Source organism: Enterobacter sp. V87_3, from assembly GCF_029967835.1.
Classification (GTDB): Bacteria; Pseudomonadota; Gammaproteobacteria; order Enterobacterales; family Enterobacteriaceae; genus Enterobacter; species Enterobacter cancerogenus.
Genome location: NZ_JASCAM010000012.1, coordinates 1 through 22,784, shown reverse-complemented (window position 1 = coordinate 22,784; position 22,784 = coordinate 1). Strand labels below are relative to the sequence as shown.

At 55.4% G+C, this 22,784-nt stretch carries 28 protein-coding genes; 21 read left to right on the top strand and 7 right to left on the bottom strand.

The window, feature by feature from the left end; genetic code table 11:
* Positions 1 to 109 precede the first annotated feature (109 nt).
* The 8 genes from mdcA to mdcH all read left to right on the top strand — a co-directional run bounded on the left by mdcA (position 110) and on the right by mdcH (position 7,154).
* A complete protein-coding gene (gene mdcA, locus QLG21_RS04295; RefSeq protein WP_040078326.1) occupies positions 110 to 1,765 on the top strand; it encodes a malonate decarboxylase subunit alpha in 1,656 nt (551 codons plus the stop codon).
* Positions 1,765 to 2,622 carry a triphosphoribosyl-dephospho-CoA synthase gene (locus QLG21_RS04290; protein WP_006177846.1) on the top strand — a complete coding sequence of 286 codons (858 nt, stop codon included), beginning with the start codon at positions 1,765 to 1,767 and terminating at the stop codon, positions 2,620 to 2,622. Before mdcA ends, QLG21_RS04290 begins: the two co-directional genes overlap by 1 nt.
* 9 nt (positions 2,623 to 2,631) lie before the next feature.
* Positions 2,632 to 2,931 carry a malonate decarboxylase acyl carrier protein gene (gene mdcC / locus QLG21_RS04285; RefSeq protein ID WP_006177845.1) on the top strand — a complete coding sequence of 100 codons (300 nt, stop codon included), beginning with the start codon at positions 2,632 to 2,634 and terminating at the stop codon, positions 2,929 to 2,931.
* Entirely contained in the window at positions 2,924 to 3,757 is an 834-nt protein-coding gene (locus tag QLG21_RS04280; RefSeq protein WP_046886743.1) for a biotin-independent malonate decarboxylase subunit beta, read from the top strand. Before mdcC ends, QLG21_RS04280 begins: the two co-directional genes overlap by 8 nt.
* Positions 3,757 to 4,557, top strand: coding sequence for a biotin-independent malonate decarboxylase subunit gamma (mdcE, locus tag QLG21_RS04275; RefSeq protein ID WP_042321604.1), 801 nt, complete (start codon positions 3,757 to 3,759; stop codon positions 4,555 to 4,557). The genes QLG21_RS04280 and mdcE overlap by 1 nt, the downstream gene beginning before the upstream one ends.
* A 121-nt stretch (positions 4,558 to 4,678) precedes the next feature.
* The gene (locus QLG21_RS04270; RefSeq protein ID WP_006177842.1) at positions 4,679 to 5,638 is read left to right on the top strand and encodes an AEC family transporter; all 960 of its coding nucleotides are present in this window, start codon (positions 4,679 to 4,681) and stop codon (positions 5,636 to 5,638) included.
* A gap of 2 nt (positions 5,639 to 5,640) precedes the next feature.
* Positions 5,641 to 6,258, top strand: a complete 618-nt coding sequence (locus QLG21_RS04265) for a malonate decarboxylase holo-ACP synthase (RefSeq protein ID WP_282483942.1) — start codon at positions 5,641 to 5,643, stop codon at positions 6,256 to 6,258.
* Positions 6,258 to 7,154: a malonate decarboxylase subunit epsilon gene (mdcH, locus tag QLG21_RS04260; RefSeq protein WP_282483941.1), complete on the top strand. Its 897-nt coding sequence runs from the start codon at positions 6,258 to 6,260 to the stop codon at positions 7,152 to 7,154. Before QLG21_RS04265 ends, mdcH begins: the two co-directional genes overlap by 1 nt.
* 105 nt (positions 7,155 to 7,259) lie before the next feature.
* On the opposite strand, the gene QLG21_RS04255 is transcribed toward mdcH, so the two are convergent.
* From QLG21_RS04255 to QLG21_RS04230, 6 genes are all read right to left on the bottom strand, one after another.
* The gene (locus QLG21_RS04255; RefSeq protein ID WP_282483940.1) at positions 7,260 to 7,559 is read right to left on the bottom strand and encodes a hypothetical protein; all 300 of its coding nucleotides are present in this window, start codon (positions 7,557 to 7,559) and stop codon (positions 7,260 to 7,262) included.
* Between the two features lie 214 nt (positions 7,560 to 7,773).
* The gene (locus tag QLG21_RS04250) at positions 7,774 to 8,064 is read right to left on the bottom strand and encodes a hypothetical protein (RefSeq protein ID WP_282483939.1); all 291 of its coding nucleotides are present in this window, start codon (positions 8,062 to 8,064) and stop codon (positions 7,774 to 7,776) included.
* Positions 8,061 to 9,218, bottom strand: a complete 1,158-nt coding sequence (locus tag QLG21_RS04245) for a hypothetical protein (protein WP_282483938.1) — start codon at positions 9,216 to 9,218, stop codon at positions 8,061 to 8,063. The genes QLG21_RS04250 and QLG21_RS04245 overlap by 4 nt, the downstream gene beginning before the upstream one ends.
* 111 nt (positions 9,219 to 9,329) lie before the next feature.
* Positions 9,330 to 9,536 carry a DUF4926 domain-containing protein gene (locus QLG21_RS04240; protein ID WP_101738392.1) on the bottom strand — a complete coding sequence of 69 codons (207 nt, stop codon included), beginning with the start codon at positions 9,534 to 9,536 and terminating at the stop codon, positions 9,330 to 9,332.
* A 221-nt stretch (positions 9,537 to 9,757) separates the two neighbouring features.
* Positions 9,758 to 10,699, bottom strand: coding sequence for a LysR family transcriptional regulator (locus QLG21_RS04235; protein ID WP_282483937.1), 942 nt, complete (start codon positions 10,697 to 10,699; stop codon positions 9,758 to 9,760).
* A 15-nt stretch (positions 10,700 to 10,714) separates the two neighbouring features.
* Positions 10,715 to 12,619, bottom strand: a complete 1,905-nt coding sequence (locus QLG21_RS04230; protein ID WP_282483936.1) for an ABC transporter ATP-binding protein — start codon at positions 12,617 to 12,619, stop codon at positions 10,715 to 10,717.
* Positions 12,620 to 12,760: 141 nt separating this feature from the next.
* Between QLG21_RS04230 and kefG the strand changes: the two genes are divergently transcribed.
* The 4 genes from kefG to slyD all read left to right on the top strand — a co-directional run bounded on the left by kefG (position 12,761) and on the right by slyD (position 16,019).
* Positions 12,761 to 13,312, top strand: coding sequence for a glutathione-regulated potassium-efflux system ancillary protein KefG (gene kefG / locus QLG21_RS04225; protein WP_161975921.1), 552 nt, complete (start codon positions 12,761 to 12,763; stop codon positions 13,310 to 13,312).
* Entirely contained in the window at positions 13,312 to 15,117 is a 1,806-nt protein-coding gene (gene kefB, locus QLG21_RS04220; protein ID WP_006177832.1) for a glutathione-regulated potassium-efflux system protein KefB, read from the top strand. The genes kefG and kefB overlap by 1 nt, the downstream gene beginning before the upstream one ends.
* A 13-nt stretch (positions 15,118 to 15,130) precedes the next feature.
* Positions 15,131 to 15,331 (top strand): YheV family putative zinc ribbon protein, encoded by a 201-nt coding sequence (locus QLG21_RS04215; protein ID WP_003861689.1) that lies wholly within the window; start codon positions 15,131 to 15,133, stop codon positions 15,329 to 15,331.
* 94 nt (positions 15,332 to 15,425) lie between these two features.
* Complete coding sequence (gene slyD / locus QLG21_RS04210; protein WP_006177830.1) at positions 15,426 to 16,019, top strand: peptidylprolyl isomerase; 594 nt, start codon at positions 15,426 to 15,428, stop codon at positions 16,017 to 16,019.
* A 54-nt stretch (positions 16,020 to 16,073) separates the two neighbouring features.
* On the opposite strand, the gene QLG21_RS04205 is transcribed toward slyD, so the two are convergent.
* Entirely contained in the window at positions 16,074 to 16,292 is a 219-nt protein-coding gene (locus QLG21_RS04205) for a protein SlyX (protein WP_042321599.1), read from the bottom strand.
* Between the two features lie 236 nt (positions 16,293 to 16,528).
* Between QLG21_RS04205 and fkpA the strand changes: the two genes are divergently transcribed.
* The 9 genes from fkpA to QLG21_RS04160 form a co-directional block, all read left to right on the top strand.
* Positions 16,529 to 17,350 (top strand): FKBP-type peptidyl-prolyl cis-trans isomerase, encoded by an 822-nt coding sequence (gene fkpA, locus QLG21_RS04200; RefSeq protein ID WP_006177827.1) that lies wholly within the window; start codon positions 16,529 to 16,531, stop codon positions 17,348 to 17,350.
* 165 nt (positions 17,351 to 17,515) lie between these two features.
* Positions 17,516 to 18,238 (top strand): transcriptional regulator, encoded by a 723-nt coding sequence (locus tag QLG21_RS04195; RefSeq protein ID WP_058609456.1) that lies wholly within the window; start codon positions 17,516 to 17,518, stop codon positions 18,236 to 18,238.
* Positions 18,238 to 18,624 carry a sulfurtransferase complex subunit TusD gene (gene tusD / locus QLG21_RS04190; RefSeq protein WP_101738390.1) on the top strand — a complete coding sequence of 129 codons (387 nt, stop codon included), beginning with the start codon at positions 18,238 to 18,240 and terminating at the stop codon, positions 18,622 to 18,624. The genes QLG21_RS04195 and tusD overlap by 1 nt, the downstream gene beginning before the upstream one ends.
* Positions 18,624 to 18,983 carry a sulfurtransferase complex subunit TusC gene (tusC, locus tag QLG21_RS04185; protein ID WP_282483935.1) on the top strand — a complete coding sequence of 120 codons (360 nt, stop codon included), beginning with the start codon at positions 18,624 to 18,626 and terminating at the stop codon, positions 18,981 to 18,983. Before tusD ends, tusC begins: the two co-directional genes overlap by 1 nt.
* Before the next feature lie 7 nt (positions 18,984 to 18,990).
* Positions 18,991 to 19,278 carry a sulfurtransferase complex subunit TusB gene (gene tusB, locus QLG21_RS04180; protein ID WP_006177823.1) on the top strand — a complete coding sequence of 96 codons (288 nt, stop codon included), beginning with the start codon at positions 18,991 to 18,993 and terminating at the stop codon, positions 19,276 to 19,278.
* Between the two features lie 124 nt (positions 19,279 to 19,402).
* Positions 19,403 to 19,777 (top strand): 30S ribosomal protein S12, encoded by a 375-nt coding sequence (rpsL, locus tag QLG21_RS04175; protein WP_000246815.1) that lies wholly within the window; start codon positions 19,403 to 19,405, stop codon positions 19,775 to 19,777.
* Between the two features lie 96 nt (positions 19,778 to 19,873).
* Positions 19,874 to 20,344 (top strand): 30S ribosomal protein S7, encoded by a 471-nt coding sequence (gene rpsG, locus QLG21_RS04170; RefSeq protein ID WP_004106370.1) that lies wholly within the window; start codon positions 19,874 to 19,876, stop codon positions 20,342 to 20,344.
* Positions 20,345 to 20,440: 96 nt separating this feature from the next.
* Positions 20,441 to 22,555 (top strand): elongation factor G, encoded by a 2,115-nt coding sequence (gene fusA, locus QLG21_RS04165; protein ID WP_137903692.1) that lies wholly within the window; start codon positions 20,441 to 20,443, stop codon positions 22,553 to 22,555.
* Between the two features lie 69 nt (positions 22,556 to 22,624).
* The coding region (locus tag QLG21_RS04160) for a GTP-binding protein (RefSeq protein ID WP_227507214.1) at positions 22,625 to 22,784 on the top strand (160 nt) is incomplete at its 3' end.

Sequence of the window (22,784 nt, the reverse complement as noted above, 5' to 3'; positions counted from 1 at the left end):
CTCAGGCTAATGATTACGCTCTACGCTTAATTGATGCCTTTCTCACCAGAGCGCACACTTTACTCAACGTTAAGCAATCAGAATGATGTGCTGAATCAGGAGGTTAATAATGTTATCTGGGCAAACACCTACCCGGCAATGGAACACACGACGCACGGAAAAAGCGCGCCGTCTGGCATCCGTACCGGTGCAGGGCAAGGTACTACCCACCGGCGATATCGTCGCCATGCTGGAAAAACTGATCGCGCCTGGCGACAAAGTCGTTCTGGAAGGTAACAACCAGAAACAGGCCGATTTCCTTTCCCGCTCCCTCGCCGACGTCAACCCGCAAATCGTGCATGACCTGCATATGATCATGCCAAGCGTCGGTCGCAGCGAGCATCTGGATATCTTTGAAAAAGGCATCGCCCGCAAACTGGACTTCTCTTTCTCCGGCACCCAGAGCCTGCGTATTTCGCAGCTGCTGGAAGACGGCCAGCTCGAAATCGGTGCCATTCATACCTACATCGAGCTCTATTCACGCCTGTATGTCGATCTTTCTCCGAACGTTGCGCTCATCGCCGGTTTCAAAGCGGACCGTAAAGGCAACCTGTATACCGGGGCGAGCACCGAAGATACCCCGGCGCTGGTTGAAGCCGCCGCGTTCCACGACGGGATCGTCATCGCACAGGTGAACGAGCTGGTGGACGACGAATGCGATCTGCCGCGCGTGGATATTCCAGGCTCCTGGATCGACTACGTGGTAGTGGCCGACAAGCCGTTCTTTATTGAACCGCTGTTCACCCGCGACCCGCGCCTGATCAAACAGGAACACATCCTGATGGCGATGATGGCGATTAAGGGCATCTACGCGGAACATCAGGTGCAGTCCCTCAACCACGGGATCGGCTTTAACACCGCAGCGATTGAGCTGCTGCTGCCGACCTACGGCGAACAGCTCGGCCTGAAGGGCAAAATCTGTAAGCACTGGACCCTGAACCCGCATCCAACGTTGATCCCGGCGATTGAAAGCGGCTGGGTGGAAAGCGTGCACTGCTTCGGCGGTGAGCTGGGGATGGAAGAGTACATCCGCGCCCGCCCGGACATCTTCTTTACCGGTGCCGACGGCTCCATGCGTTCCAACCGCGCCTTCTGCCAGCTGGCAGGCCAGTATGCAGTGGATATGTTTATTGGCTCCACCCTCCAGGTGGACGGCTACGCTAACTCCTCAACCGTGACCCGCGGGCGTCTTTCCGGCTTCGGCGGCGCGCCAAACATGGGGCACGATCCGCACGGTCGTCGCCACGCCACACCGGCCTGGCTGAACATGATCACCGAGCCTGACCCACTGCAGCGCGGTAAAAAACTGGTCGTGCAGATGGTGGAAACCTTCCAGGCAGGCGTGAAGCCAACCTTTGTGGAGAAACTGGATGCCGTCGACGTGGCGAAAGCCTCCGGGATGCCGCTGGCACCGGTAATGATTTACGGCGATGACGTGACCCACGTCCTGACCGAAGAGGGGATTGCTTACCTCTATCGCGCCAAAGATCTGGAAGAGCGTCGGGCGATGGTTGCCGCCGTGGCGGGGATCACCGATATCGGTCTGGGCGTAGACGCCAAACGCGTCGCAGAACTTCGCCAGAGCGGAAAAGTGGTTTACCCGGAAGATATGGGCATTCGCCGCACCGATGCCACCCGCTCACTGCTGGCGGCGGGCAGCGTGTCTGACCTCGTTGAGTGGTCCGGCGGTCTGTATAACCCACCTGCGAAATTCCGGAGCTGGTAATGAAACTTCTGCCCCAGATTCAGGTTGAAGGCGGTGCCGAATGGCTGGCGCGAACCGCCACGCAGTGTCTGATTGACGAAGCACGATTAAGCCCGAAACCCGGTCTGGTGGACAGTCGGGGGAACGGCGCGCACCACGATCTTACGCTGGCGCTGATGGAGCGCTCCGCGCACAGCCTGACCCCTACGTTTCAGGCGCTGGCGCAGCAAAGCTGGCAGCGTCCGGCTGACGTTGCGCTCAGGCAAACCGTCGGGCGGCTTGGCCGCGAAGGCGAGCAGCAGATGATGAATGCAACCGGCGGGGTCAATACCCACCGGGGTGCGATTTGGGCGCTGGGATTACTGGTCAGCGCGGTGGCGATGCAGGGCGGCGACGCCTCTGCGCAAACCGTCGCAGACACTGCCGCCCGGCTGGCAAAACTGCCGGATGACGCCGCACCGAAAGTGTTCAGCAAAGGGCTACGCGCCACGCATCGCTATCGCGTGCCGGGCGCGCGTGAAGAGGCGCAGCAGGCGTTTCCGCACATTATGCAGCGTGCGCTGCCGCAGCTTCGTCTGAGCCGACTTAACGGCAGCAGCGAAGCGCAGGCGAGGCTCGACGCGCTGATGGCCATCATGACGTCGCTTACCGATACCTGCGTGCTGTCGCGCGCCGGAATGGAGGGGCTGGACGCCATGCAGGACGGCGCCCGCGCCGTGCTGAACGCCGGAGGATGTGCCACGCCCGCAGGCCAACTGGCGCTGGCAACGTTAGATCGTCAGATGCTGGCACTCAACGCCTCACCGGGCGGCGCTGCCGACCTGCTTGCCGCCACGCTGTTTCTCGACCGCGTCGAAACGCCTTATTCAAAGCATTAAGAGGATGTTATGGAAAAAATCACATTAACCATGCCTGCCAGCCGCGCGTTAAGCGGTAAAGCGCTGGCAGGGGTTGTCGGTTCCGGGGATATGGAGGTGCTTTTCGCCGCCGAACCGGGCCAGACGTTAACCATTGATATCACCACTTCCGTCGATAACAGCCGCGGTCGCTGGGAAGCCCTGTTTACCCGCCTGCAAACCGTCAGCAGCCTGCCCGCAGGCAAACTGACCATCCACGACTTCGGCGCGACGCCGGGCGTGGCGCGCATTCGTATCGAACAGGTTTTTGAGGGGGTGAGCCATGCGTGATGACAGCAGCTTTATCGAACTAAAAGCACGCCAGCGTGCGCAGGCGCTGCTGGATGAGGGCAGCTACCGCGAACTGCTGGATCCGTTTGAAGGCATTATTTCTCCGTGGCTGGGGCCGCAGGGGATTGTGCCGCAGGCCGACGACGGCATGGTGGTAGCGAAAGGGACCATCAACGGTCAGCCTGCCGTGGTAGTTGCCATCGAAGGCGCGTTCCAGGGCGGCAGTATGGGCGAAGTGTCCGGTGCCAAAATGGCGGCGGCGCTGGAGCTGGCGGCGGAAGATAACCGCAACGGCATCCCGACTCAGGCGGTGCTGTGCCTCGAAACCGGCGGCGTGCGCTTGCAGGAAGCCAACCTGGGCCTGGCGGCGATTGCCGATATCCATGCCGCGATTGTCGATCTGCGTCGCTACACGCCGGTGATCGGCATTGTGGCCGGGACCGTGGGCTGCTTCGGCGGGATGTCTATCGCCGCAGCGCTGTGCAGCTACCTGATTGTGACCCGCGAAGCGCGTCTTGGCCTGAACGGCCCGCAGGTTATCGAACAGGAAGCGGGGATTGAAGAGTACGACTCCCGTGACCGTCCGTTTATCTGGAGCATGACCGGCGGCGAAGTGCGCTATGAAAGCGGCCTGGTGGATGCGCTGGTGGGTGACGGCGTGAACGCGGTGAAAGCGGCAATGAACGACGCGATTGCGAAAGGCGTGCCGGCGAAACACCGTACCGATAACTACGACGATTACCTGAACCGTCTGACCAATTTCGACACCCGCAAACAGGCCGATGCCGAACAGATTAAAGCGCTTTTTGCCCGGGAGGTGAAATGATGAGTAATTCAATGAGCCGTGGCGAACTCTGGCTGGAAACCCTCGCCCCGAACGCCAAACGTCTGGAAGGACTTTGCCCGTCCGTGCAGGCCGCAGACGGTGAGCTTAACGGTGAAACGGTGCGTTTTGTCGCCGTCGTCCCGGATGCCAACAACCACTATCCGCGTGCCGCGCAGGGCGAAGTGGGCCTGCTTGAAGGCTGGACGCTGGCAAAAGTGGTCAGCGAAACCGTTGCCGCCGATGCCGATAAAGCCGTTAAACGCCCGATTGTGGCAGTGATTGACGTCCCAAGTCAGGCCTATGGTCGTCGTGAAGAGGCGTTTGGTATTCACCAGGCGCTGGCCGGTGCCGCTGCGGCCTACGCTAACGCGCGTCTGGCCGGTCATCCGGTGATTGGCCTGATTGTCGGCAAAGCGATGTCCGGCGCGTTTCTGGCGCACGGCTACCAGGCTAACCGCCTGATCGCCTTTAACGACAAAGGCGTGCTGATCCACGCGATGGGTAAAGAATCTGCGGCGCGTATTACCCTGCGTACCGTGGAGGCGCTGGAAAAACTGGCGGCCACCATTCCGCCGATGGCGTATGACATCAGCAACTACGCCACGCTGGGGCTGCTTTCCAGTCTGCTGGACATCAGCAACCCGGATGCCCCAACCGATAACGATCTGGCGCAGGTGAAAACCACGCTGCAACAGGCCATCAACGACGCGCGTCAGGACGCCACCCTGAAAAACCGCTTAGGCGCTGACAACCGCCGCAGCTCGGCACTCGTTCGCGAACGCATGCGGGCCAGCTGGTAAGTAAAAAGAGACCTGCCAGATGCACAACCCCGTGGGCGTACGTTGCGCCCACGCGGGAGGCTGCATCCTGAAAATAATAAACATCGCGCCAGTGCTATAACTTTTTTACTACAGGTGATTTATGACTTACGTAATTGTTCATGCTCTTGCACCGATTTTCGTCATCATGCTGCTGGGATTCTGGGCCGGTAAGGCAAAGATGGTCGATAACAAAAATGTTTCCCTGCTTAATATTTTCGTCATGGATTTTGCACTGCCTGCCGCGCTGTTCAGCGCCACCGTGCAAACGCCGTGGACCGGCATCGTGGCCCAGTCGCCGCTGATTCTGGTGCTGACTCTGGCGATGTGGATAACCTATGCGGCCATCTACTTCCTCGCCACCAAAGTCTTTAAAAAATCTCCGCAGGATGCGGCCGTGCTGACGCTGACCGTCGCCCTGCCGAACTATGCGGCACTCGGCCTGCCAATCCTGGGCAGCGTGCTGGGTGAAAGTTCTTCTACCTCGCTCTCCGTGGCGGTCTCCATCGCCTGCGGCTCCGTACTGATGACGCCGTTCTGCCTGCTGATCCTTGAGCGTGAAAAAGCGCGCGCCGAAGGGAATAACTCCGGCTCAACCCTCTCCATGCTGCCGGTGCTGATGTGGCGCTCGATTAAAAAACCGATCGTTATGGGTCCGCTGCTGGGGGTGATCCTCTCCGCTATCGGCATCAAAATGCCGGAACTGGTTCTCGCGGCGATTAAACCGCTGGGGCTGTCCGCCACCGCAGCTGCGCTGTTCCTGACCGGGGTGATCCTCTCTGCTCGTAAGCTGCAGATCAACACCATGGTGATCACCTCCACCATCGCCAAGCTGCTGATCCAGCCTGCGATTGCCTGGGGTATCGTCTTGATCTTCGGTCTGCACGGGTCTGTGGCGATCACCGCTATCCTGATGATTGCGCTGTCCGCGGGCTTCTTCGGCGTGGTGTTCGGTAACCGCTTTGGCGTGCAGTCACCGGATGCGGAAGCCGTGCTGCTGTTAAGCTCCGTACTGTGTATCCTGTCGCTGCCACTGTTTATCTCGCTGACTTCAGGAATGTAATCATGACCACAACATTACGCCCCCACGACCTCATCTGGCTTACCGCGCGTGACGCGCTGGAAGGCATCACCGAATCCTGGGTGAAGGCGGCCTGGCATACCGGCCTGCCGGTAGTGGTGCGGCGTGATGTTGATAGCGAAGGCCGTATTCCCGTTGGCGTGCGCGGATTGCGCCGCGACCAGCGGGCGGCCGGATGGGTGAAGCCAGAACGCGTGACGCGCGTGGTTACGCCCGAATCACTGAGCGTAACGGCCGATCTGCTGCGCTCGCCCTTTGTGACGCAGCCGCCGGTTCAGGTGGCGCTGCAACTTTCCCAGCAGCCGTGGCCGTGGTCGTGGGGCATTACCGGCAGCACCGGCTACGCGCTGGCAACCGGCATTCCGGTTATCCATGCCGACAGCGATCTCGACCTGCTGATCCGCGCTCCGCAGCCTCTCTCCCCCGATACGTTTGCCGCCTGGCAAGCCCAGCTTAGCCGCGCGCTGTGCCGGGCAGATACGCAGGTGGATACGCCCGAGGGCGGCTTTGCGCTGGCGGAGTGGCTGCGCGACGGCAAAACGCTGTTGAAAACCCGCCGCGGGCCGCGTCTGGTGACGGACCCGTGGCACAGGGAGGCGTGATGAAAATACTGTTTACTTTTCCGGGGCAGGGCACGCAGCATGAAGGCATGCTGCAAAACCTGCCGGGTACCGAGCTGGCTCAGGCGCGCGAGGTGTTGGGGGCGGAGGTTGATACGCTGGATAGCGCAGCTTCGTTATCCCATACCCGCGCGGTGCAGCTTTCGCTGCTGATAGCCGGTGTCGCCTGGGCGCGCGAGCTTGAGCGACGCGGCGTAACGCCGGATATCGTCAGCGGGCTGTCCATTGGCGCATACCCGGCGGCGGTTATCGCGGGCGCGCTGGATTTCACCGACGCGCTTAGGCTGGTCGCGCTGCGTGGCGATTTAATGGAGCAGGCGTATCCGCACGGCTATGGCCTGACGGCGATTATGGGCTTGACCCTGCCGCAGGTGGAACAGCTTATCGAAGGCACCGGAACCTATATTGCGAACCTGAACGCCGAAACGCAGATCGTGATCGCCGGACGCGATGACGGGATGGCGCAGGTAGCCGAGCGCGCGCTGGCGAAAGGGGCGAGCAAGGCCAAACGACTGGCGGTCAGCGTACCATCGCACTGCGCGCTGCTGGCGGAGCCGGCGCAGAAGCTGGTGGCGGCGTTTGAAAAAGTGACGCTCTCTCGCCCACGCTTAGCGTATCTTAGCGGCAGCACCGGCCGCGTGCTGTGGCAGCCGGAGAAGATCGCCGACGATCTGGCGATGAATATGGCCCGCACCGTGCGCTGGCAAGAGGCAGTCATTTCCGCCAACGAACGCGACGCGCGACTGGCTATTGAAATGCCGCCCGGCGGCATATTGACCTGCTTAACGCGCCAGGCGGCGTGGGAAGGGGAGTCTATTTCGCTGGAACGCAGCGGGGTTGAGGTAGCGGTACATTTGGCGGGGCGGCTCCGTACGTAGGTTTTTTGCCCGGTGGCGCTTTCGAAAAACGTAAGGTAAGTTAGGCACTGATAGCTCAGGGTGGAAATCTCCCTGAGCATGCGTCAGCGACGCAGATGATGAGTGTTAGGGTAAACACCCTTTTTTTATTAAATCGATTGCCTGCTCAAGTTGCTGATAAAGCCTATGGCTCAAATCTTCCAGCTCGTCATTCTCTTTACGGAGCGGTAGCCCATTTTTGTGAAGAACAATATCGTTAAAAGACCCCATTCCACCGTAAACTTTTTTTAATGCGTATATTGAAGTTTCACAGTCGACGTCAAGTTCACTACCAAGTGTCTCAAAGGTTTTGGCCCATGCATTCTCATTGTTTGAGCGCAGTACGCTAATAATATTGGTTAATGTTTTCTTTATTTCATTTATCATTTCAAACTCACACTATTCAGTATCCTAACACCAGGTATTCTCCACGGTTCACGCACGAGTTCTTGCTCCGTTACAGTGAAAAATGCGGCAGCTGAAATGGGAGAGTAACTCTACTACGCTGGAACACAGCAGCGTTGAGAGTGGATGATAGCAGCGCTTCCTGAGCACATTTTCGTTATGCCGGGTACGGATGTCAGGGGCAATCATTAAGCGCTTAATGACCTCTTGTCCGCACAATTTCTGCTGTTAATGCGTCATAAAGTTGATCCTGCAGTATGTTTAACTCTCTGTTTTTACTAGTTAACATTTGACCGTTTTGATGTAAAACTACGTCATTAAATGACCCAGCGCCACCGAATGTACGTTTAATCTTGATTAACGTTGTGTCGTAATCTACCTCCAGGTCCTTGCTGAAATTCTCAAATGTTGCAGCCCATTTCGTTTCACCACTAACTGAAAGCAGATGGGTTATTTTTACCAATAATTTCTGAATATTAGCTTTCATTTTAGATTACCAAAACCTAGTGTTTTCACTCCTGGTATATCCCATGGAGCTGGAATTAAAACCTGTTCTGAACCACCCGCATAGAAACCCGTTTGGTAACCGACATTTCCAATATAGACCTTTGAGCCAGCAGGGATTTCTACTTCAAAGTAACTATCAATTATTGATTTGCTTCCATCAGGCCATTCAGGCAGAACTGCTTTATCGATTCGAGTTTGGATAATACCTTGAGGTTTCTCGTAACTAAAAAAACGTCCTAAATCAGTACCGTTCTGGCCGCCTCGATAGAAAACTGTATCTTCAGAAAGCGTTATTTCTTTATATACACCTCCTGAGAAAGTTTCGGCAAATCTATTACTCAATGGTCCAGGCTTGATCATCGAATATTCACCCTCGACCTTTCCAAGAACATGGAGATTCTCCAGTTCAGAAAGCTCACTTGCCGTACCTAATCGACTAAGGCCAAGTCCCGCAGCGACAGAAGCGCCAGCAATGATTAGCCCCTTATTGTCCATGACTTCAGTGTATCCGGCTGGCGCATCACCACCAAGTTGTTCCGCTGTTTGCCTAAAGCCTTCAATGTTGCCGTTGTAGATTCCACCTGCCGCAAGTAATCGTCCGGCTGCTTTGCTGTTGATGGTTTTGGTGGCCTGTGCGTGCTGTACGGGAGCATCGGAATCATGCTGTTTAATGGTCGGAGCGGGTTTTCGTCCCGGATGTGCGTTCAGGCAATGCTCGTAAATATTCCGTACTTCCCGCTGGAAACTGTCGCTATAGCTGTCCATGAAACAGTCATAAACCAGATTACCGTCGTCATCGAAGAAGAAGGGGTTGCGGAAACGGTCCCACTTCTCTGCGGCGTTTACGCCAACCATCCAGCCCTGCTCCAGATTCCATTTTACTTCATCATAAAGGCCGTCATATTCCGTGTGGTGCTTGCGGTTGTATGGTTGCGCCGCGAAGCGGTGGTATACGCCGTCACGACGTTTGGGGATGGTGAAATGTTGAAAACGGGTTTGAGGGGCATATTTTAGATAATCCAGTTCGTAAAATACGCTCGCCATTTCCAGTGCATCGCGTGGCGTGAGGATGAACTGAATATCAGCCGGTGCTAAATCACAGCCAGCATCCCATTTCATGTAGAGTGTGAACATCCTGTTCCTGCTTTAAGCCATGTTATTTTTGTGGATATTCAGAGATAACGGATGATAAGTCAAACGTGGCGTTCAGTTTCTGTTGAGCACTTCCCCAATAGTTCCTGCCTCTCACTTCGGTTGGATATAATCTGCCACCTGGCTGGGTAACAGTGAAGGCATCGCAATAGTTCGCCCATCATCATCAACAAATTCAACCATGTAAGCCAGATAGGGTTTTTCATGTATCAATACTATGGCACCCAGCATACCTTTGGTTAACCCTTCCTCCGGCAAATCTTCAGCTAACACAACCACCTCAAACTCTTCTCTTCTCATCGGCTGTACTCATTTAACAAAAATCGTCGTCATGCGTGGAACGATGGCATCTGGTTCATACCCAACTAAACGCCGTTCCGTTGCTCGGGAGGGGGAAATGTTGATAACGGGGGCGCGGGTCATATTCCAGGTAATCCAGTTCGTAAAATACACTCGCCATTTCAGCGCATCGCGTGGCGTTCAGTTTTAGTGAACCCTGGAACAGGGGGAATGCACTACGCTTACGGGGCCGAGGCATCTACCGTGAGGCTTCGCGCATACATCCGCCCTTCGGCGGCCAGTGCGCGCAGGCTGGGATCCTGCTCGCGGTTGCGGGCAAAGACGATGGCGATCAACTGCTGCATCTGATACGGCTGCGCCAGCTTCAGTAGCTGCACCGAGTTCTCATACACTTTCTTCATCCTGCCCGGCATCAGCGTAAAACCGACGCCCGCCTGCACCAGGCTCAACATAGAGAAAATGTCGTTCACGCGCGTGACGATTTCCGGCTCGAATCCGGCGATGTGGAACGCTTCCTGGAACCCGGCGTAGGTGGCGAACCCTTCTGCCAGCGCGACGAATTTCTGATCTTTATAATCACGCAGGTCGGCCAGCTCGCCGGTGTTGAGGGACGCAGACGCAGGTGCGGCAAGGAAAATATCGTCGTGGAACAGGGGAAGCACTTCAAGACTGTTACGATCGATATCGCTTTCGGAAATGGAGATTAAAATCGCGTCCAGCGAACCCTCGTCCAGCATATGCAGCAACGTTTCGTTGGAGCCCATCGTCAGGTCCATCTCCAGGTCCGGACGGCGCAGCTTCATGCCCATGATCAGGCGCGGTACGGTCTCCAGCGTTAGCGAGTAAAGCGTGCCGACGCGCAGCCGCCCCTGACCTATACCGGCAATTTTACGGGACTCTTCCACGCCGCGCGCCATGACCTGCATCACCTCCTGGCAATACTCCAGCAGCGTCCAGGCGGAGGGGAGCGCAATCAGGTTGCGCCCCTTATGGGTGAAGAGCGGGCAGCGCACGTTCTCTTCCAGGGTGTGTAGCGCGCGGTGCACGCTGACGCCGCTGAGGCCCAGAGTTTCGGCGGTACGCGCGATATTGCCCTTCTCCATGAACGTCATGAAGATGCTGAGCTTGCGAAATGTAATGTCGCTCGTGGTATCGAAACTCATACTCCTCCCGGCGGTTTAGTCGGCCTGTAGCATCGCTTCCAGCTGTTCCTGGGCGTCCAGCCACGCCATCTCACACGCTTCGAGGCTGGATTTGGTTTTGGCCTGGGTTTGCAGGCAGTCCGTCAGCTCGGCCTTGCGGCTCTGATCGTACAGCTCGCTGTCGCCCAGCTTCTCTTCAACGGCCGCAAGCGTGGCGTTGAGCTTTTCCATCTCTTTTTCCAGGCGCGCGATCTCTTTACGCAGCGGTTGCGTCTGGGTGCGCAGTTCCGCTTCCCGGCGCTTCTGGTCTTTACGCGCCTGCGCGCTGTTGGCGTTGTCTTTTGCCGACTCGTCCGGCTGGTTTTCCTGCTTCTGCACGTCCGTCAGCCACTGCTGATAGTCTTCCAGGTCACCGTCGAACGGTTCGACCTTGCCGTCGTGCACCAGATAGAGATCGTCCGTGGTGGAGCGGATCAGGTGACGATCGTGCGAGACAACCACCAGCGCGCCTTCGAACTCAATCAGCGCTTCGGTCAGCGCCTGACGCATGTCGAGATCCAGGTGGTTGGTTGGTTCATCAAGCAGCAACAGGTTCGGACGCTGCCAGACGATCAGCGCCAGCACCAGACGGGCTTTTTCACCCCCGGAGAAGCGCTCGGTATTCTCGGTGACTTTATCACCCTGGAAACCAAACCCGCCGAGGTAGTCGCGCAGCTTCTGCTCCATCTCCTGCGGTGCCAGCCGCACCAGGTGCTGAATCGGCGATTCATCCGCGCGTAAAAATTCCAGCTGGTGCTGGGCGAAGTAGCCAAGCTTAATGCCCTTTGCCAGACCGATTTCGCCGCTGACCGGGTTAAGCTCGCCCGCCAGCAGTTTGATCAGCGTTGATTTACCGGCACCGTTACGCCCCAGCAGACCAATACGTGAACCCGGCACCAGGTTGAGCTTGATAGAGTCGAGAATCGTACGCTCGCCGTAGCCAGCGCTGACCTTTTCCATCTTCAGCAGCGGGTTCGGCAGGCTCTCCGGCGCGCGGAAGCTGAAGTGGAACGGGTTATCGACGTGCGCAGGCGCAATCATCTCCATGCGTTCAAGCATCTTAATGCGGCTTTGCGCCTGCTTGGCCTTCGAAGCTTTCGCTTTGAAACGATCGACAAAGCTCTGCAGGTGCGCCACGCGCTGCTGCTGGCTTTCATACATCGATTGTTGCTGGGCAAGACGCGTTGCGCGCTGGCGCTCGAAGGAGCTGTAGTTGCCGGTGTATTCGAACATCGTTTGCTGTTCGATATGGATAATTTTATCCACCACCGGATCGAGGAAGTCGCGGTCGTGGGAAATCAGAATCAGAGTGCCCTGATAGCTCTTGAGCCACTTCTCCAGCCAAATAACCGCATCGAGATCGAGGTGGTTGGTCGGTTCATCAAGCAGCAGTAAATCAGAGCGGCAAATCAGCGCCTGCGCCAGGTTAAGGCGCATACGCCAGCCGCCGGAGAAGTCGCTCACCGGGCGTTCGAGCTGGTCGTTGCTAAAGCCGAGGCCGTGCAGCAGGCTGGAGGCGCGGGAGCGGATGGTCCACGCGTCGATGGCGTCCAGCTTGCCGTGAACGGTGGCGATGGCGTGGCCGTCGTTGCGCTCGTTTGCGGCATTGAGCTCCGCTTCCAGCTTGCGGTATTCGCGGTCGCCGTCAATCACATAGTCGAGCGCCGGTTCGCTCAGCGCGGGCGTCTCCTGGTTAACCCAGGCGAGCTGCCAGTTTCCGGGGTAGGTAAAGTTCCCGCCGTCAGCGCTAATCTCGTTTTTCAGCAGCGCCAGCAGGGTGGATTTACCGCAGCCGTTTTTGCCGACCAGCCCGACCTTCTGGCCAGGGTTGATGGTGGCAGTGGCGTTGTCCAGCAGGACGCGCACGCCGCGACGAATTTGTAACGAGGAGAAAACAATCATAGAAGCGCCGTATGTTCCGACTATGTTAATTTGTCATTATGATAATGTAAGGTGTGGACCATTTGCCGCCGCACCGGGCCGCCATGGTAGCCCAAAACAACAACGATACACAAAAACAGAAACAGGACCGGGAGGGGAATGATGTCTCAGACAGCCAAAGTGCTGCTGCTGTATGCCCATCCGGAATCTCAGGACTCGGTGGCGAACCGGGTGCTGCTTAAGCCGGCGACACAGCTCAGCAACGTAACAGTGCACGATCTCTACGCGCACTATCCTGATTTCTTTATTGATATTCCCCACGAGCAGGAACTGCTGCGTCAGCATGACGTTATCGTGTTCCAGCATCCGCTTTATACCTATAGCTGCCCGGCGCTGCTGAAAGAGTGGCTGGACCGCGTGCTCAGCCGGGGCTTTTCAAGTGGGGTAGGGGGCAACCAGCTCGCGGGAAAGTACTGGCGTAGCGTGATTACCACCGGGGAGCCGGAAAGCGCCTACCGTCACGATGGTCTCAACCGCTATCCGATGAGCGATATCCTGCGCCCGTTTGAGCTGACCGCGGCGATGTGCCGTATGCATTGGCTGAACCCAATTATTGTCTACTGGGCGCGACGTCAGGATCCGAAGGCGCTGGCGAGCCATGCCAAAGCGTATGGCGACTGGCTGGCATCGCCGATTCAGGCGGGAGGACGCTGATGGAAGGTTCCAATTTACTGTTAGCCGGCGTGCTCTTTTTATTTGCGGCGGTCGTTGCCGTGCCGCTGGCTGCCCGGATCGGCATCGGTGCGGTGCTGGGCTATCTGTTGGCGGGTATCGCTATCGGCCCCTGGGGGCTGGGATTCATCAGCGATGTGGATGAAATCCTCCACTTCTCCGAGCTGGGCGTGGTGTTCCTGATGTTCATCATCGGCCTTGAGCTGAACCCGTCCAAGCTGTGGCAGCTTCGGCGCTCAATCTTCGGCGTGGGGGCCGCGCAGGTGTTATGCAGCGCCGCGATACTTGCCGTGCTGCTGATGCTGACGGACTTTTCGTGGCAGGCCGCCGTCATTGGCGGGATCGGGCTGGCGATGTCCTCCACCGCGATGGCGCTGCAGCTGATGCGCGATAAAGGCATGAACCGCAACGAAGCAGGCCAGCTGGGCTTTTCGGTGCTGCTGTTCCAGGACCTGGCGGTTATCCCGGCACTGGCGCTGGTGCCGCTGCTCGCGGGATCGGGTGACGACAGTTTCGACTGGGTGAAAATCTCCATGAAGGTGCTCGCCTTTGCGGGCATGTTGATTGGTGGACGCTTTTTATTACGCCCGGTGTTTCGGTTTATTGCCGCTTCCGGCGTGCGCGAGGTGTTTACCGCCGCGACGCTGCTGCTGGTACTTGGCTCGGCGCTGTTTATGGATGCGCTGGGGCTGTCGATGGCGCTCGGGACGTTTATCGCAGGCGTACTTCTTGCGGAAAGTGAGTACCGCCACGAACTGGAAACGGCCATCGATCCATTCAAAGGCCTGCTGTTAGGGCTGTTCTTTATTTCGGTGGGCATGGCGCTCAACCTTGGCGTGCTCTATACCCATCTGCTGTGGGTGATAATGAGCGTGGCCGTGCTGGTGGCGGTGAAAACGCTGGTGCTGTATGTGCTGGCGCGCATTTACGGGCTGCGCAGTTCGGAGAGAATGCAGTTCGCCAGCGTGCTGAGCCAGGGCGGTGAATTCGCGTTTGTGCTGTTCTCGACGGCATCGTCGCAGAAGCTGTTTAAAGACGACCAGATGGCGCTGCTGCTGGTGACGGTGACGCTGTCGATGATGACCACGCCGCTGCTGATGAAGCTGGTCGATAAACTGCTGTCGCGCCGCCTGAACCCGGTGGACGACGAAGCGGAAACCCCGTGGGTGGAGGACGATAAACCGCAGGTGATTATCGTGGGTTTTGGTCGCTTCGGGCAGGTGATTGGCCGCCTGTTAATGGCCAACAAAAAGCGTATCACCGTACTGGAGCGGGATATCAGCGCGGTGAACCTGATGCGAAAATATGGCTATAAGGTTTACTACGGCGATGCCACGCAGCTTGAACTGCTGCGCTCTGCTGGTGCGGAAGCGGCGGAATCGATCGTTATCACCTGTAACGATCCGGAAGACACGATGAAGCTGGTGGAACTGTGCCAGCAGCATTTCCCGCACCTGCACATTCTGGCGCGTGCGCGCGGACGTGTGGAAGCTCACGAACTTTTGCAGGCGGGTGTGAAACACTTCTCCCGCGAAACCTTCTCAAGCGCCCTGGAGTTGGGGCGTAAAGCGCTGGTGTCGCTGGGGATGCATCCTCACCAGGCCCAGCGCGCACAGATGCACTTCCGCAGGCTTGATATGCGTATGCTGCGCGAGCTGATGCCGGTGCATTCAGATACGGCGCAGATCTCCCGCGTGCGGGAAGCGCGTCGCGAGCTGGAAGAAATTTTTCAGCGCGAGATGCAGCAGGAACGACGCCAGCTCGACGGCTGGGATGAATTTGAATAAAGGGTAACGAAAGATGGCTGTACGTAAACGCTTTATCGCGGGCGCAAAATGCCCATCCTGCCAGGCGCAAGATACGCTGGCCATGTGGCGTGAAAATAATATCGATATTGTTGAGTGTGTTAAGTGCGGCCATCAGATGCGCGAGGCTGACAAAGAGGCCCGCGATCACGTTCGCAAAGAAGAGCAAGTGATCGGCATTTTTCATCCGGACTAGCGATATGCCCTGAGTTTTTTTAAGCTAAAGGGTACACGGGTGCAGATTTCCGCTACAATCTGCGCCAGTAATTTTCCCACGCTCAGGAGATATCATGAAAGTAGCAAAAGACCTGGTGGTCAGCCTGGCCTATCAGGTACGTACAGAAGACGGTGTGTTGGTTGATGAGTCTCCGGTGAGTGCGCCGCTGGACTACCTGCATGGTCACGGTTCCCTGATCTCCGGCCTGGAAACCGCGCTGGAAGGTCATGAAGTTGGCGATAAATTTGACGTTGCTGTTGGCGCAAACGACGCTTACGGCCAGTACGACGACAACCTGGTTCAGCGCGTTCCTAAAGACGTGTTCATGGGCGTTGACGAGCTGCAGGTTGGCATGCGCTTCCTGGCTGAAACTGACCAGGGTCCAGTACCGGTTGAGATCACTGAAGTTGAAGACGACCACGTTGTGGTTGACGGCAACCACATGCTGGCTGGCCAGAACCTGAAGTTCAACGTTGAAGTTGTTGCGATACGTGAAGCAACCGAAGAAGAACTGGCTCATGGCCACGTTCACGGTGCGAACGGTCACGACCATGACCACGATCACGGTCATGACGGCTGCTGCGGTGGTCACGGCCACGATCACGACCATGGTCACGACCACGGTAAAGGTGGTTGCGGCGGCAATGGTGGCTGCGGCTGCCATTAATTCCGATACGCGGAAAATAAAAAAGCGGGATTGTTATCCCGCTTTTTTTACGCCTCAATAATGAGGTGGGGGCGTCTCTTCAGACTGAGAGGCAATGTGCGATGACTGCGTGGCCTTCACCTTTTCAGTGAGCAGTCGCATCAGGTCCCTGAGTTTTGCCATTTCCAGTTCGTGCGCAGTCACCGTCTGGTTAAGCTCTTCGATGGTGATGTCCTGAAAAGCCAGGCGGCTTTCCAGTTCAGCCAGTCTCGCTTCAATCATTGTGTCCTTCATCATTCACCTCGTTTATATCTAACGCTTTCGTGGGCCAGCGGCGGCGAAGTTTAACTGAGTTTATCCTTAAGTACAGTATCCATCCCCTTGGCAAGAAACTTATTTAAACAAAAATAGTCTGAAAAGAGGCGAGAATTGGAAGTGTCTGTCTGTAGATTTCTTCCGCAACGATTTATAGTACGTCACTCATTTACGTTTAATGCTGGGGTGAGAGTCCCCAGGCCCTGGAGATATGGATGAAATCACTGTTTAAAGTTACGCTGCTGGCGACCACGATGGCCGTTGCGCTGAACGCACCGCTGTCTTTCGCTGCTGATACTGCTGCGAAGCCTGCTGCGACTGCAGACAGCAAAGCGGCGTTTAAAAATGACGACCAGAAATCCGCCTATGCACTCGGCGCGTCTCTGGGTCGTTACATGGAAAACTCTCTGAAAGAGCAAGAAAAACTGGGCATCAAACTGGACAAAACTCAGCTGATCGCGGGTGTTCAGGATGCGTTTGCCAACAAGAGCAAACTGTCTGACCAGGAAATCGAGCAAACTCTGCAGGCGTTTGAAGCACGCGTGAAAGGCGCAGCTCAGACCAAAATGGAAGCAGATGCGAAAGATAACGAAGCAAAAGGTAAAGCCTACCGCGATGCCTTTGCTAAAGAAAAAGGCGTAAAAACCTCCTCTACCGGCCTGGTGTATAAAGTAGAGAAAGAAGGTACCGGCGCGTCTCCGAAAGACAGCGATACCGTAGTGGTTAACTACAAAGGTACGCTGACCGATGGTAAAGAGTTCGATAACTCCTATACCCGTGGTGAACCGCTCTCCTTCCGTCTGGATGGTGTTATCCCTGGCTGGACTGAAGGCCTGAAGAACATCAAGAAAGGCGGTAAAATCAAGCTGGTCATTCCACCGGATCTGGCTTACGGCAAAACGGGTGTTCCGGGTATCCCTGCCAACTCTACGCTGGTCTTTGATGTAGAGCTGCTGGACATCAAACCGGCTCCGAAAGCGGATGCGAAACCAGACGCTGCAGCTGACCAAAAAGCAGCAGCAGACGCGAAGAAGTAATGCGATAAACGCCGCCGCCTTTAAGGCGGCGGTTTTTTTATTGTGGGGCAGATATAATTAACACTGGAAAGCGTTATACACGCTGTATTAATTTAGTTGTCCGTGTAGATAATGAGCCTGCCCTGACAACGTAACGACAGGCTCCTGAAAAGGAGTGTTTTTTTCATGTCCAGGTCGCTTTTAACCAACGAAACCAGTGAGCTTGATTTGCTGGATCAACGTCCTTTCGATCAGACCGACTTCGATATTCTGAAATCCTACGAAGCGGTGGTGGACGGGTTAGCGATGCTCATTGGGTCCCATTGCGAAATCGTTTTGCACTCCTTGCAAGATTTGAAGTGTTCCGCCATCCGTATTGCGAACGGTGAACATACCGGCCGTAAAATTGGTTCGCCCATCACCGACCTTGCTTTGCGTATGCTGCATGATATGACCGGCGCGGACAGCAGCGTCTCTAAATGCTATTTCACCCGCGCCAAAAGCGGCGTGTTGATGAAATCTGAAACCATCGCCATTCGCAACCGCGAGCACCGCGTTATCGGGCTGCTGTGCATCAACATGAACCTTGATGTGCCGTTCTCGCAAATTATGAGCACCTTCGTTCCGCCGGAAACGCCAGACGTTGGCTCGTCCGTGAACTTTGCCTCATCGGTTGAAGATCTTGTGACCCAGACGCTGGAGTTCACTATCGAAGAGGTGAATGCCGATCGCAACGTCTCCAACAACGCCAAGAATCGTCAGATCGTGCTGAATCTCTACGAGAAAGGGATTTTCGATATCAAAGATGCCATTAACCAGGTGGCCGACCGTCTGAATATCTCTAAGCACACCGTTTATCTGTACATCCGTCAATTCAAAAGCGGTGATTTCGCAGGGCAAGATAAGTAATGCGTTTTGCGTTAATGGTGACAGGCCCGGCATACGGCACCCAGCAGGCCAGCAGCGCGTTGCAGTTCGCCCATGCGCTCATTGAAGCCGGGCACGAACTGGCGAGCGTCTTTTTCTATCGGGAAGGGGTCTATAACGCCAACCGGTTTACGTCGCCGGCGAACGATGAGTTTGACCTGGTGCGTGCCTGGCAGGCGTTAAATGAAACTCAGGGCGTTGAGCTGCACATCTGCGTGGCCGCCGCGCTGCGCCGCGGCATTACCGATGCCGCAGAAGCCGAACGTCTTGGGTTACCTGGCGCGAACCTGCAGCCTGGATTTTCTCTCAGTGGCCTGGGCGCGTTGGCGCAGGCTGCGCTGACCTGCGACAGAGTGGTGCAATTCTGATGAAACGTGTCGCTTTTGTATTTACCTCTGTACCCCACGGGAGCACGTCAGGCAGAGAAGGGCTGGATGCGTTACTGGCGACGTCAGCTTTAACGGAAGATATCGGCGTGTTCTTTTTGGGCGACGGGGTTTTCCAGCTGCTGGCAGGCCAACACCCGCAGGCTATCCTCGCGCGCGATTACATCGCGACCTTTAAGGTGCTGCCGCTCTATTACATTGATACTTATTATGTGTGCGCGGATTCATTAGCCGCTCGCGGACTCAATGACAAGACGCCTTTCGTGCTGGATGCGACGATCCTGCCATCCGGTGCGCTGCGCGACCACCTTTCTCACTATGATACTGTTCTGACTTTCTGAGGCCGTCATGCTCCATACCCTGAGTCATTCACCCTGGCAATGTGATATCGACGCGCTACTGAGCATGCTGCGCGAAGGTGATGATCTCCTGCTGATACAGGATGGGGTCATCGCCGCGCTCGACGGCAGTCGCTTCGTTGAAATTCTCAGCAATGCCCCCATATCCCTCTCTGCGCTTAAAGACGATCTGGATGCGCGAGGTCTTACTGGTCAAATTTCAGCCAAAATTGACGTGGTTGGCTATACTGATTTCGTCAATCTTACTGTGAAGCATGCCAGTCAAATGAACTGGTGATTTGAGATCGCTGTATATTTCTTGACACCTTTTCGACGTGGCCCTAAAATTTCGCGTCCTCATATTGTATGAGGTCGATTTATTACGTGTTTACGAAGCAAAAGCTAAAACCAGGAGCTATTTAATGGCAACAGTTAACCAGCTGGTACGCAAACCACGCGCTCGCAAAGTTGCAAAAAGCAACGTGCCTGCGCTGGAAGCCTGCCCGCAGAAACGTGGCGTATGTACTCGTGTATATACCACCACTCCTAAGAAACCAAACTCCGCACTGCGTAAAGTATGCCGTGTGCGTTTGACTAACGGTTTTGAAGTGACTTCCTACATCGGTGGTGAAGGTCACAACCTGCAGGAGCACTCCGTGATCCTGATCCGTGGCGGTCGTGTTAAAGACCTTCCGGGTGTTCGTTACCACACCGTTCGTGGTGCGCTTGACTGCTCTGGTGTTAAAGACCGTAAGCAGGCTCGCTCCAAGTACGGCGTGAAGCGTCCTAAGGCTTAATGGTTCTCCGTTAAGTAAGGCCAAACTGATTTATCTTAATGTCAAACTAAACTCGTAGAGTTTTGGACAATCCTGAATTAACAACGGAGTATTCCCATGCCACGTCGTCGCGTCATTGGTCAGCGTAAAATTCTTCCAGATCCGAAGTTCGGATCAGAACTGCTGGCAAAATTTGTAAATATCCTGATGGTAGATGGTAAAAAATCTACTGCAGAAGCAATCGTATACAGCGCGCTTGAGACCCTGGCTCAGCGTTCTGGTAAAAATGAACTGGAAGCTTTCGAAGTCGCTCTCGACAACGTGCGCCCGACTGTAGAAGTTAAGTCTCGCCGCGTTGGTGGTTCTACTTACCAGGTTCCAGTTGAAGTTCGTCCGGTTCGTCGTAATGCTCTGGCAATGCGTTGGATCGTTGAAGCTGCTCGTAAACGCGGTGATAAATCCATGGCTCTGCGTCTGGCGAACGAACTTTCTGATGCTGCAGACAACAAAGGTACTGCAGTTAAGAAACGTGAAGACGTTCACCGTATGGCAGAAGCCAACAAGGCGTTCGCACACTACCGTTGGTAATCCCTTCGGAGTCATAGTCACCAGGCGGGCGCTTCAGAGAAGCCGCCCGCTCTGGGTTACTTAACTGAACGCCTAAAGATATAAACGAGGAATCAAATGGCTCGTACAACACCCATCGCACGCTACCGTAACATCGGTATCAGTGCGCACATCGACGCCGGTAAAACCACTACTACCGAACGTATTCTGTTCTACACCGGTGTAAACCATAAAATCGGTGAAGTTCATGACGGCGCAGCCACCATGGACTGGATGGAACAGGAGCAGGAGCGTGGTATTACTATCACCTCCGCAGCGACTACTGCATTCTGGTCAGGTATGGCTAAGCAGTACGAACCGCATCGCGTAAACATCATCGACACCCCAGGGCACGTTGACTTCACCATCGAAGTAGAACGTTCCATGCGTGTTCTTGACGGCGCGGTAATGGTTTATTGCGCAGTTGGTGGTGTTCAGCCACAGTCTGAAACCGTATGGCGTCAGGCGAACAAATATAAAGTTCCACGCATCGCGTTCGTTAACAAAATGGACCGTATGGGTGCTAACTTCCTGAAAGTTGTTGGTCAGATCAAAACCCGTCTGGGCGCGAACCCTGTTCCGCTGCAGCTGGCAATTGGTGCTGAAGAAGCTTTCACCGGCGTTATCGACCTGGTGAAAATGAAAGCCATCAACTGGAACGAAGAAGACGCAGGCGTTACCTTCACTTATGAAGATATCCCAGCAGACATGCAGGACCTGGCTGACGAATGGCACCAGAACCTGATCGAGTCCGCAGCGGAAGCTTCTGAAGAGCTGATGGAAAAATACCTGGGTGGTGAAGAACTGACTGAAGAAGAGATCAAGAAAGCTCTGCGTCAGCGCGTTCTGAACAACGAAATCATCCTGGTAACCTGTGGTTCTGCGTTCAAGAACAAAGGTGTTCAGGCGATGCTGGATGCGGTAATCGATTACCTGCCATCCCCGGTTGACGTTCCTGCGATCAACGGCATCCTGGACGACGGTAAAGATACTCCGGCTGAGCGTCACGCAAGTGATGACGAGCCGTTCTCTGCACTGGCGTTCAAAATTGCTACCGACCCATTCGTGGGTAACCTGACCTTCTTCCGCGTTTACTCTGGTGTGGTTAACTCCGGTGACACCATCCTGAACTCCGTGAAAGCGGCGCGTGAACGTTTTGGCCGTATCGTACAGATGCACGCTAACAAACGTGAAGAGATCAAAGAAGTTCGTGCGGGCGACATCGCTGCAGCAATCGGTCTGAAAGACGTGACTACTGGTGACACTCTGTGTAACCCAGATCACCCGATCATTCTGGAGCGTATGGAATTCCCAGAGCCGGTAATCTCTATCGCCGTTGAACCAAAAACCAAAGCTGACCAGGAAAAAATGGGTCTGGCTCTGGGCCGTCTGGCTAAAGAAGACCCATCATTCCGCGTATGGACTGATGAAGAATCTAACCAGACCATCATCGCTGGTATGGGTGAACTGCACCTGGACATCATCGTTGACCGTATGAAGCGTGAATTCAACGTTGAAGCGAACGTGGGTAAACCTCAGGTAGCTTACCGCGAAGCGATTCGCACGAAAGTTACCGATGTTGAAGGTAAACACGCTAAGCAGTCTGGTGGTCGCGGTCAGTACGGTCACGTTGTGATCGACATGTACCCACTGGAGCCGGGCTCTAACCCTAAAGGTTACGAGTTCATCAACGACATCAAAGGTGGTGTAATTCCTGGTGAATACATCCCTGCCGTTGACAAAGGCATCCAGGAGCAGCTGAAAGCTGGTCCTCTGGCTGGTTACCCGGTTGTTGACATGGGTGTTCGTCTGCACTTCGGTTCTTACCACGACGTTGACTCCTCTGAACTGGCGTTTAAACTGGCTGCGTCTATTGCCTTTAAAGAAGGCTTTAAAAAAGCGAAACCAGTTCTGCTTGAGCCAATCATGAAGGTTGAAGTAGAGACTCCTGAAGAGAACACCGGTGACGTTATCGGTGACTTGAGCCGTCGTCGCGGTATGCTGCGCGGTCAGGAATCCGAAGTAACTGGCGTTAAGATCCATGCTGAAGTTCCGCTGTCTGAAATGTTCGGATATGCAACTCAGCTGCGTTCTCTGACCAAAGGTCGTGCATCATACACTATGGAATTCCTGAAGTATGATGATGCGCCTAACAACGTTGCTCAGGCCGTTATCGAAGCCCGTGGTAAGTAATCCACAGGATTAAAACCTAAGTCCCGTGCTCTCTCCGAAGGGGAGAGCACTATAGTAAGGAATATAGCCGTGTCTAAAGAAAAATTTGAACGTACAAAACCGCACGTCAACGTTGGTACTATCGGCCACGTTGACCATGGTAAAACTACTCTGACCGCTGCAATCACTACCGTTCTGGCTAAGACCTACGGTGGTTCTGCTCGCGCATTCGACCAGATCGATAACGCAC

Coding starts and splice junctions, on each gene's coding strand:
- QLG21_RS04255 (WP_282483940.1), bottom strand. CDS start 7,559: ATGATAAATGAAATAAAGAAAACATTAACCAATATTATTAGCGTACTG.
- fusA (WP_137903692.1), top strand. CDS start 20,441: ATGGCTCGTACAACACCCATCGCACGCTACCGTAACATCGGTATCAGT.
- QLG21_RS04280 (WP_046886743.1), top strand. CDS start 2,924: ATGCGTGATGACAGCAGCTTTATCGAACTAAAAGCACGCCAGCGTGCG.
- rpsG (WP_004106370.1), top strand. CDS start 19,874: ATGCCACGTCGTCGCGTCATTGGTCAGCGTAAAATTCTTCCAGATCCG.
- tusB (WP_006177823.1), top strand. CDS start 18,991: ATGCTCCATACCCTGAGTCATTCACCCTGGCAATGTGATATCGACGCG.
- QLG21_RS04235 (WP_282483937.1), bottom strand. CDS start 10,699: ATGAGTTTCGATACCACGAGCGACATTACATTTCGCAAGCTCAGCATC.
- kefB (WP_006177832.1), top strand. CDS start 13,312: ATGGAAGGTTCCAATTTACTGTTAGCCGGCGTGCTCTTTTTATTTGCG.
- rpsL (WP_000246815.1), top strand. CDS start 19,403: ATGGCAACAGTTAACCAGCTGGTACGCAAACCACGCGCTCGCAAAGTT.
- mdcA (WP_040078326.1), top strand. CDS start 110: ATGTTATCTGGGCAAACACCTACCCGGCAATGGAACACACGACGCACG.
- fkpA (WP_006177827.1), top strand. CDS start 16,529: ATGAAATCACTGTTTAAAGTTACGCTGCTGGCGACCACGATGGCCGTT.
- QLG21_RS04205 (WP_042321599.1), bottom strand. CDS start 16,292: ATGAAGGACACAATGATTGAAGCGAGACTGGCTGAACTGGAAAGCCGC.
- QLG21_RS04270 (WP_006177842.1), top strand. CDS start 4,679: ATGACTTACGTAATTGTTCATGCTCTTGCACCGATTTTCGTCATCATG.
- QLG21_RS04215 (WP_003861689.1), top strand. CDS start 15,131: ATGGCTGTACGTAAACGCTTTATCGCGGGCGCAAAATGCCCATCCTGC.
- kefG (WP_161975921.1), top strand. CDS start 12,761: ATGTCTCAGACAGCCAAAGTGCTGCTGCTGTATGCCCATCCGGAATCT.
- mdcE (WP_042321604.1), top strand. CDS start 3,757: ATGAGTAATTCAATGAGCCGTGGCGAACTCTGGCTGGAAACCCTCGCC.
- QLG21_RS04195 (WP_058609456.1), top strand. CDS start 17,516: ATGTCCAGGTCGCTTTTAACCAACGAAACCAGTGAGCTTGATTTGCTG.
- slyD (WP_006177830.1), top strand. CDS start 15,426: ATGAAAGTAGCAAAAGACCTGGTGGTCAGCCTGGCCTATCAGGTACGT.
- tusC (WP_282483935.1), top strand. CDS start 18,624: ATGAAACGTGTCGCTTTTGTATTTACCTCTGTACCCCACGGGAGCACG.
- QLG21_RS04265 (WP_282483942.1), top strand. CDS start 5,641: ATGACCACAACATTACGCCCCCACGACCTCATCTGGCTTACCGCGCGT.
- QLG21_RS04250 (WP_282483939.1), bottom strand. CDS start 8,064: ATGAAAGCTAATATTCAGAAATTATTGGTAAAAATAACCCATCTGCTT.
- QLG21_RS04240 (WP_101738392.1), bottom strand. CDS start 9,536: ATGAGAAGAGAAGAGTTTGAGGTGGTTGTGTTAGCTGAAGATTTGCCG.
- mdcH (WP_282483941.1), top strand. CDS start 6,258: ATGAAAATACTGTTTACTTTTCCGGGGCAGGGCACGCAGCATGAAGGC.
- QLG21_RS04290 (WP_006177846.1), top strand. CDS start 1,765: ATGAAACTTCTGCCCCAGATTCAGGTTGAAGGCGGTGCCGAATGGCTG.
- QLG21_RS04230 (WP_282483936.1), bottom strand. CDS start 12,619: ATGATTGTTTTCTCCTCGTTACAAATTCGTCGCGGCGTGCGCGTCCTG.
- mdcC (WP_006177845.1), top strand. CDS start 2,632: ATGGAAAAAATCACATTAACCATGCCTGCCAGCCGCGCGTTAAGCGGT.
- QLG21_RS04245 (WP_282483938.1), bottom strand. CDS start 9,218: ATGTTCACACTCTACATGAAATGGGATGCTGGCTGTGATTTAGCACCG.
- tusD (WP_101738390.1), top strand. CDS start 18,238: ATGCGTTTTGCGTTAATGGTGACAGGCCCGGCATACGGCACCCAGCAG.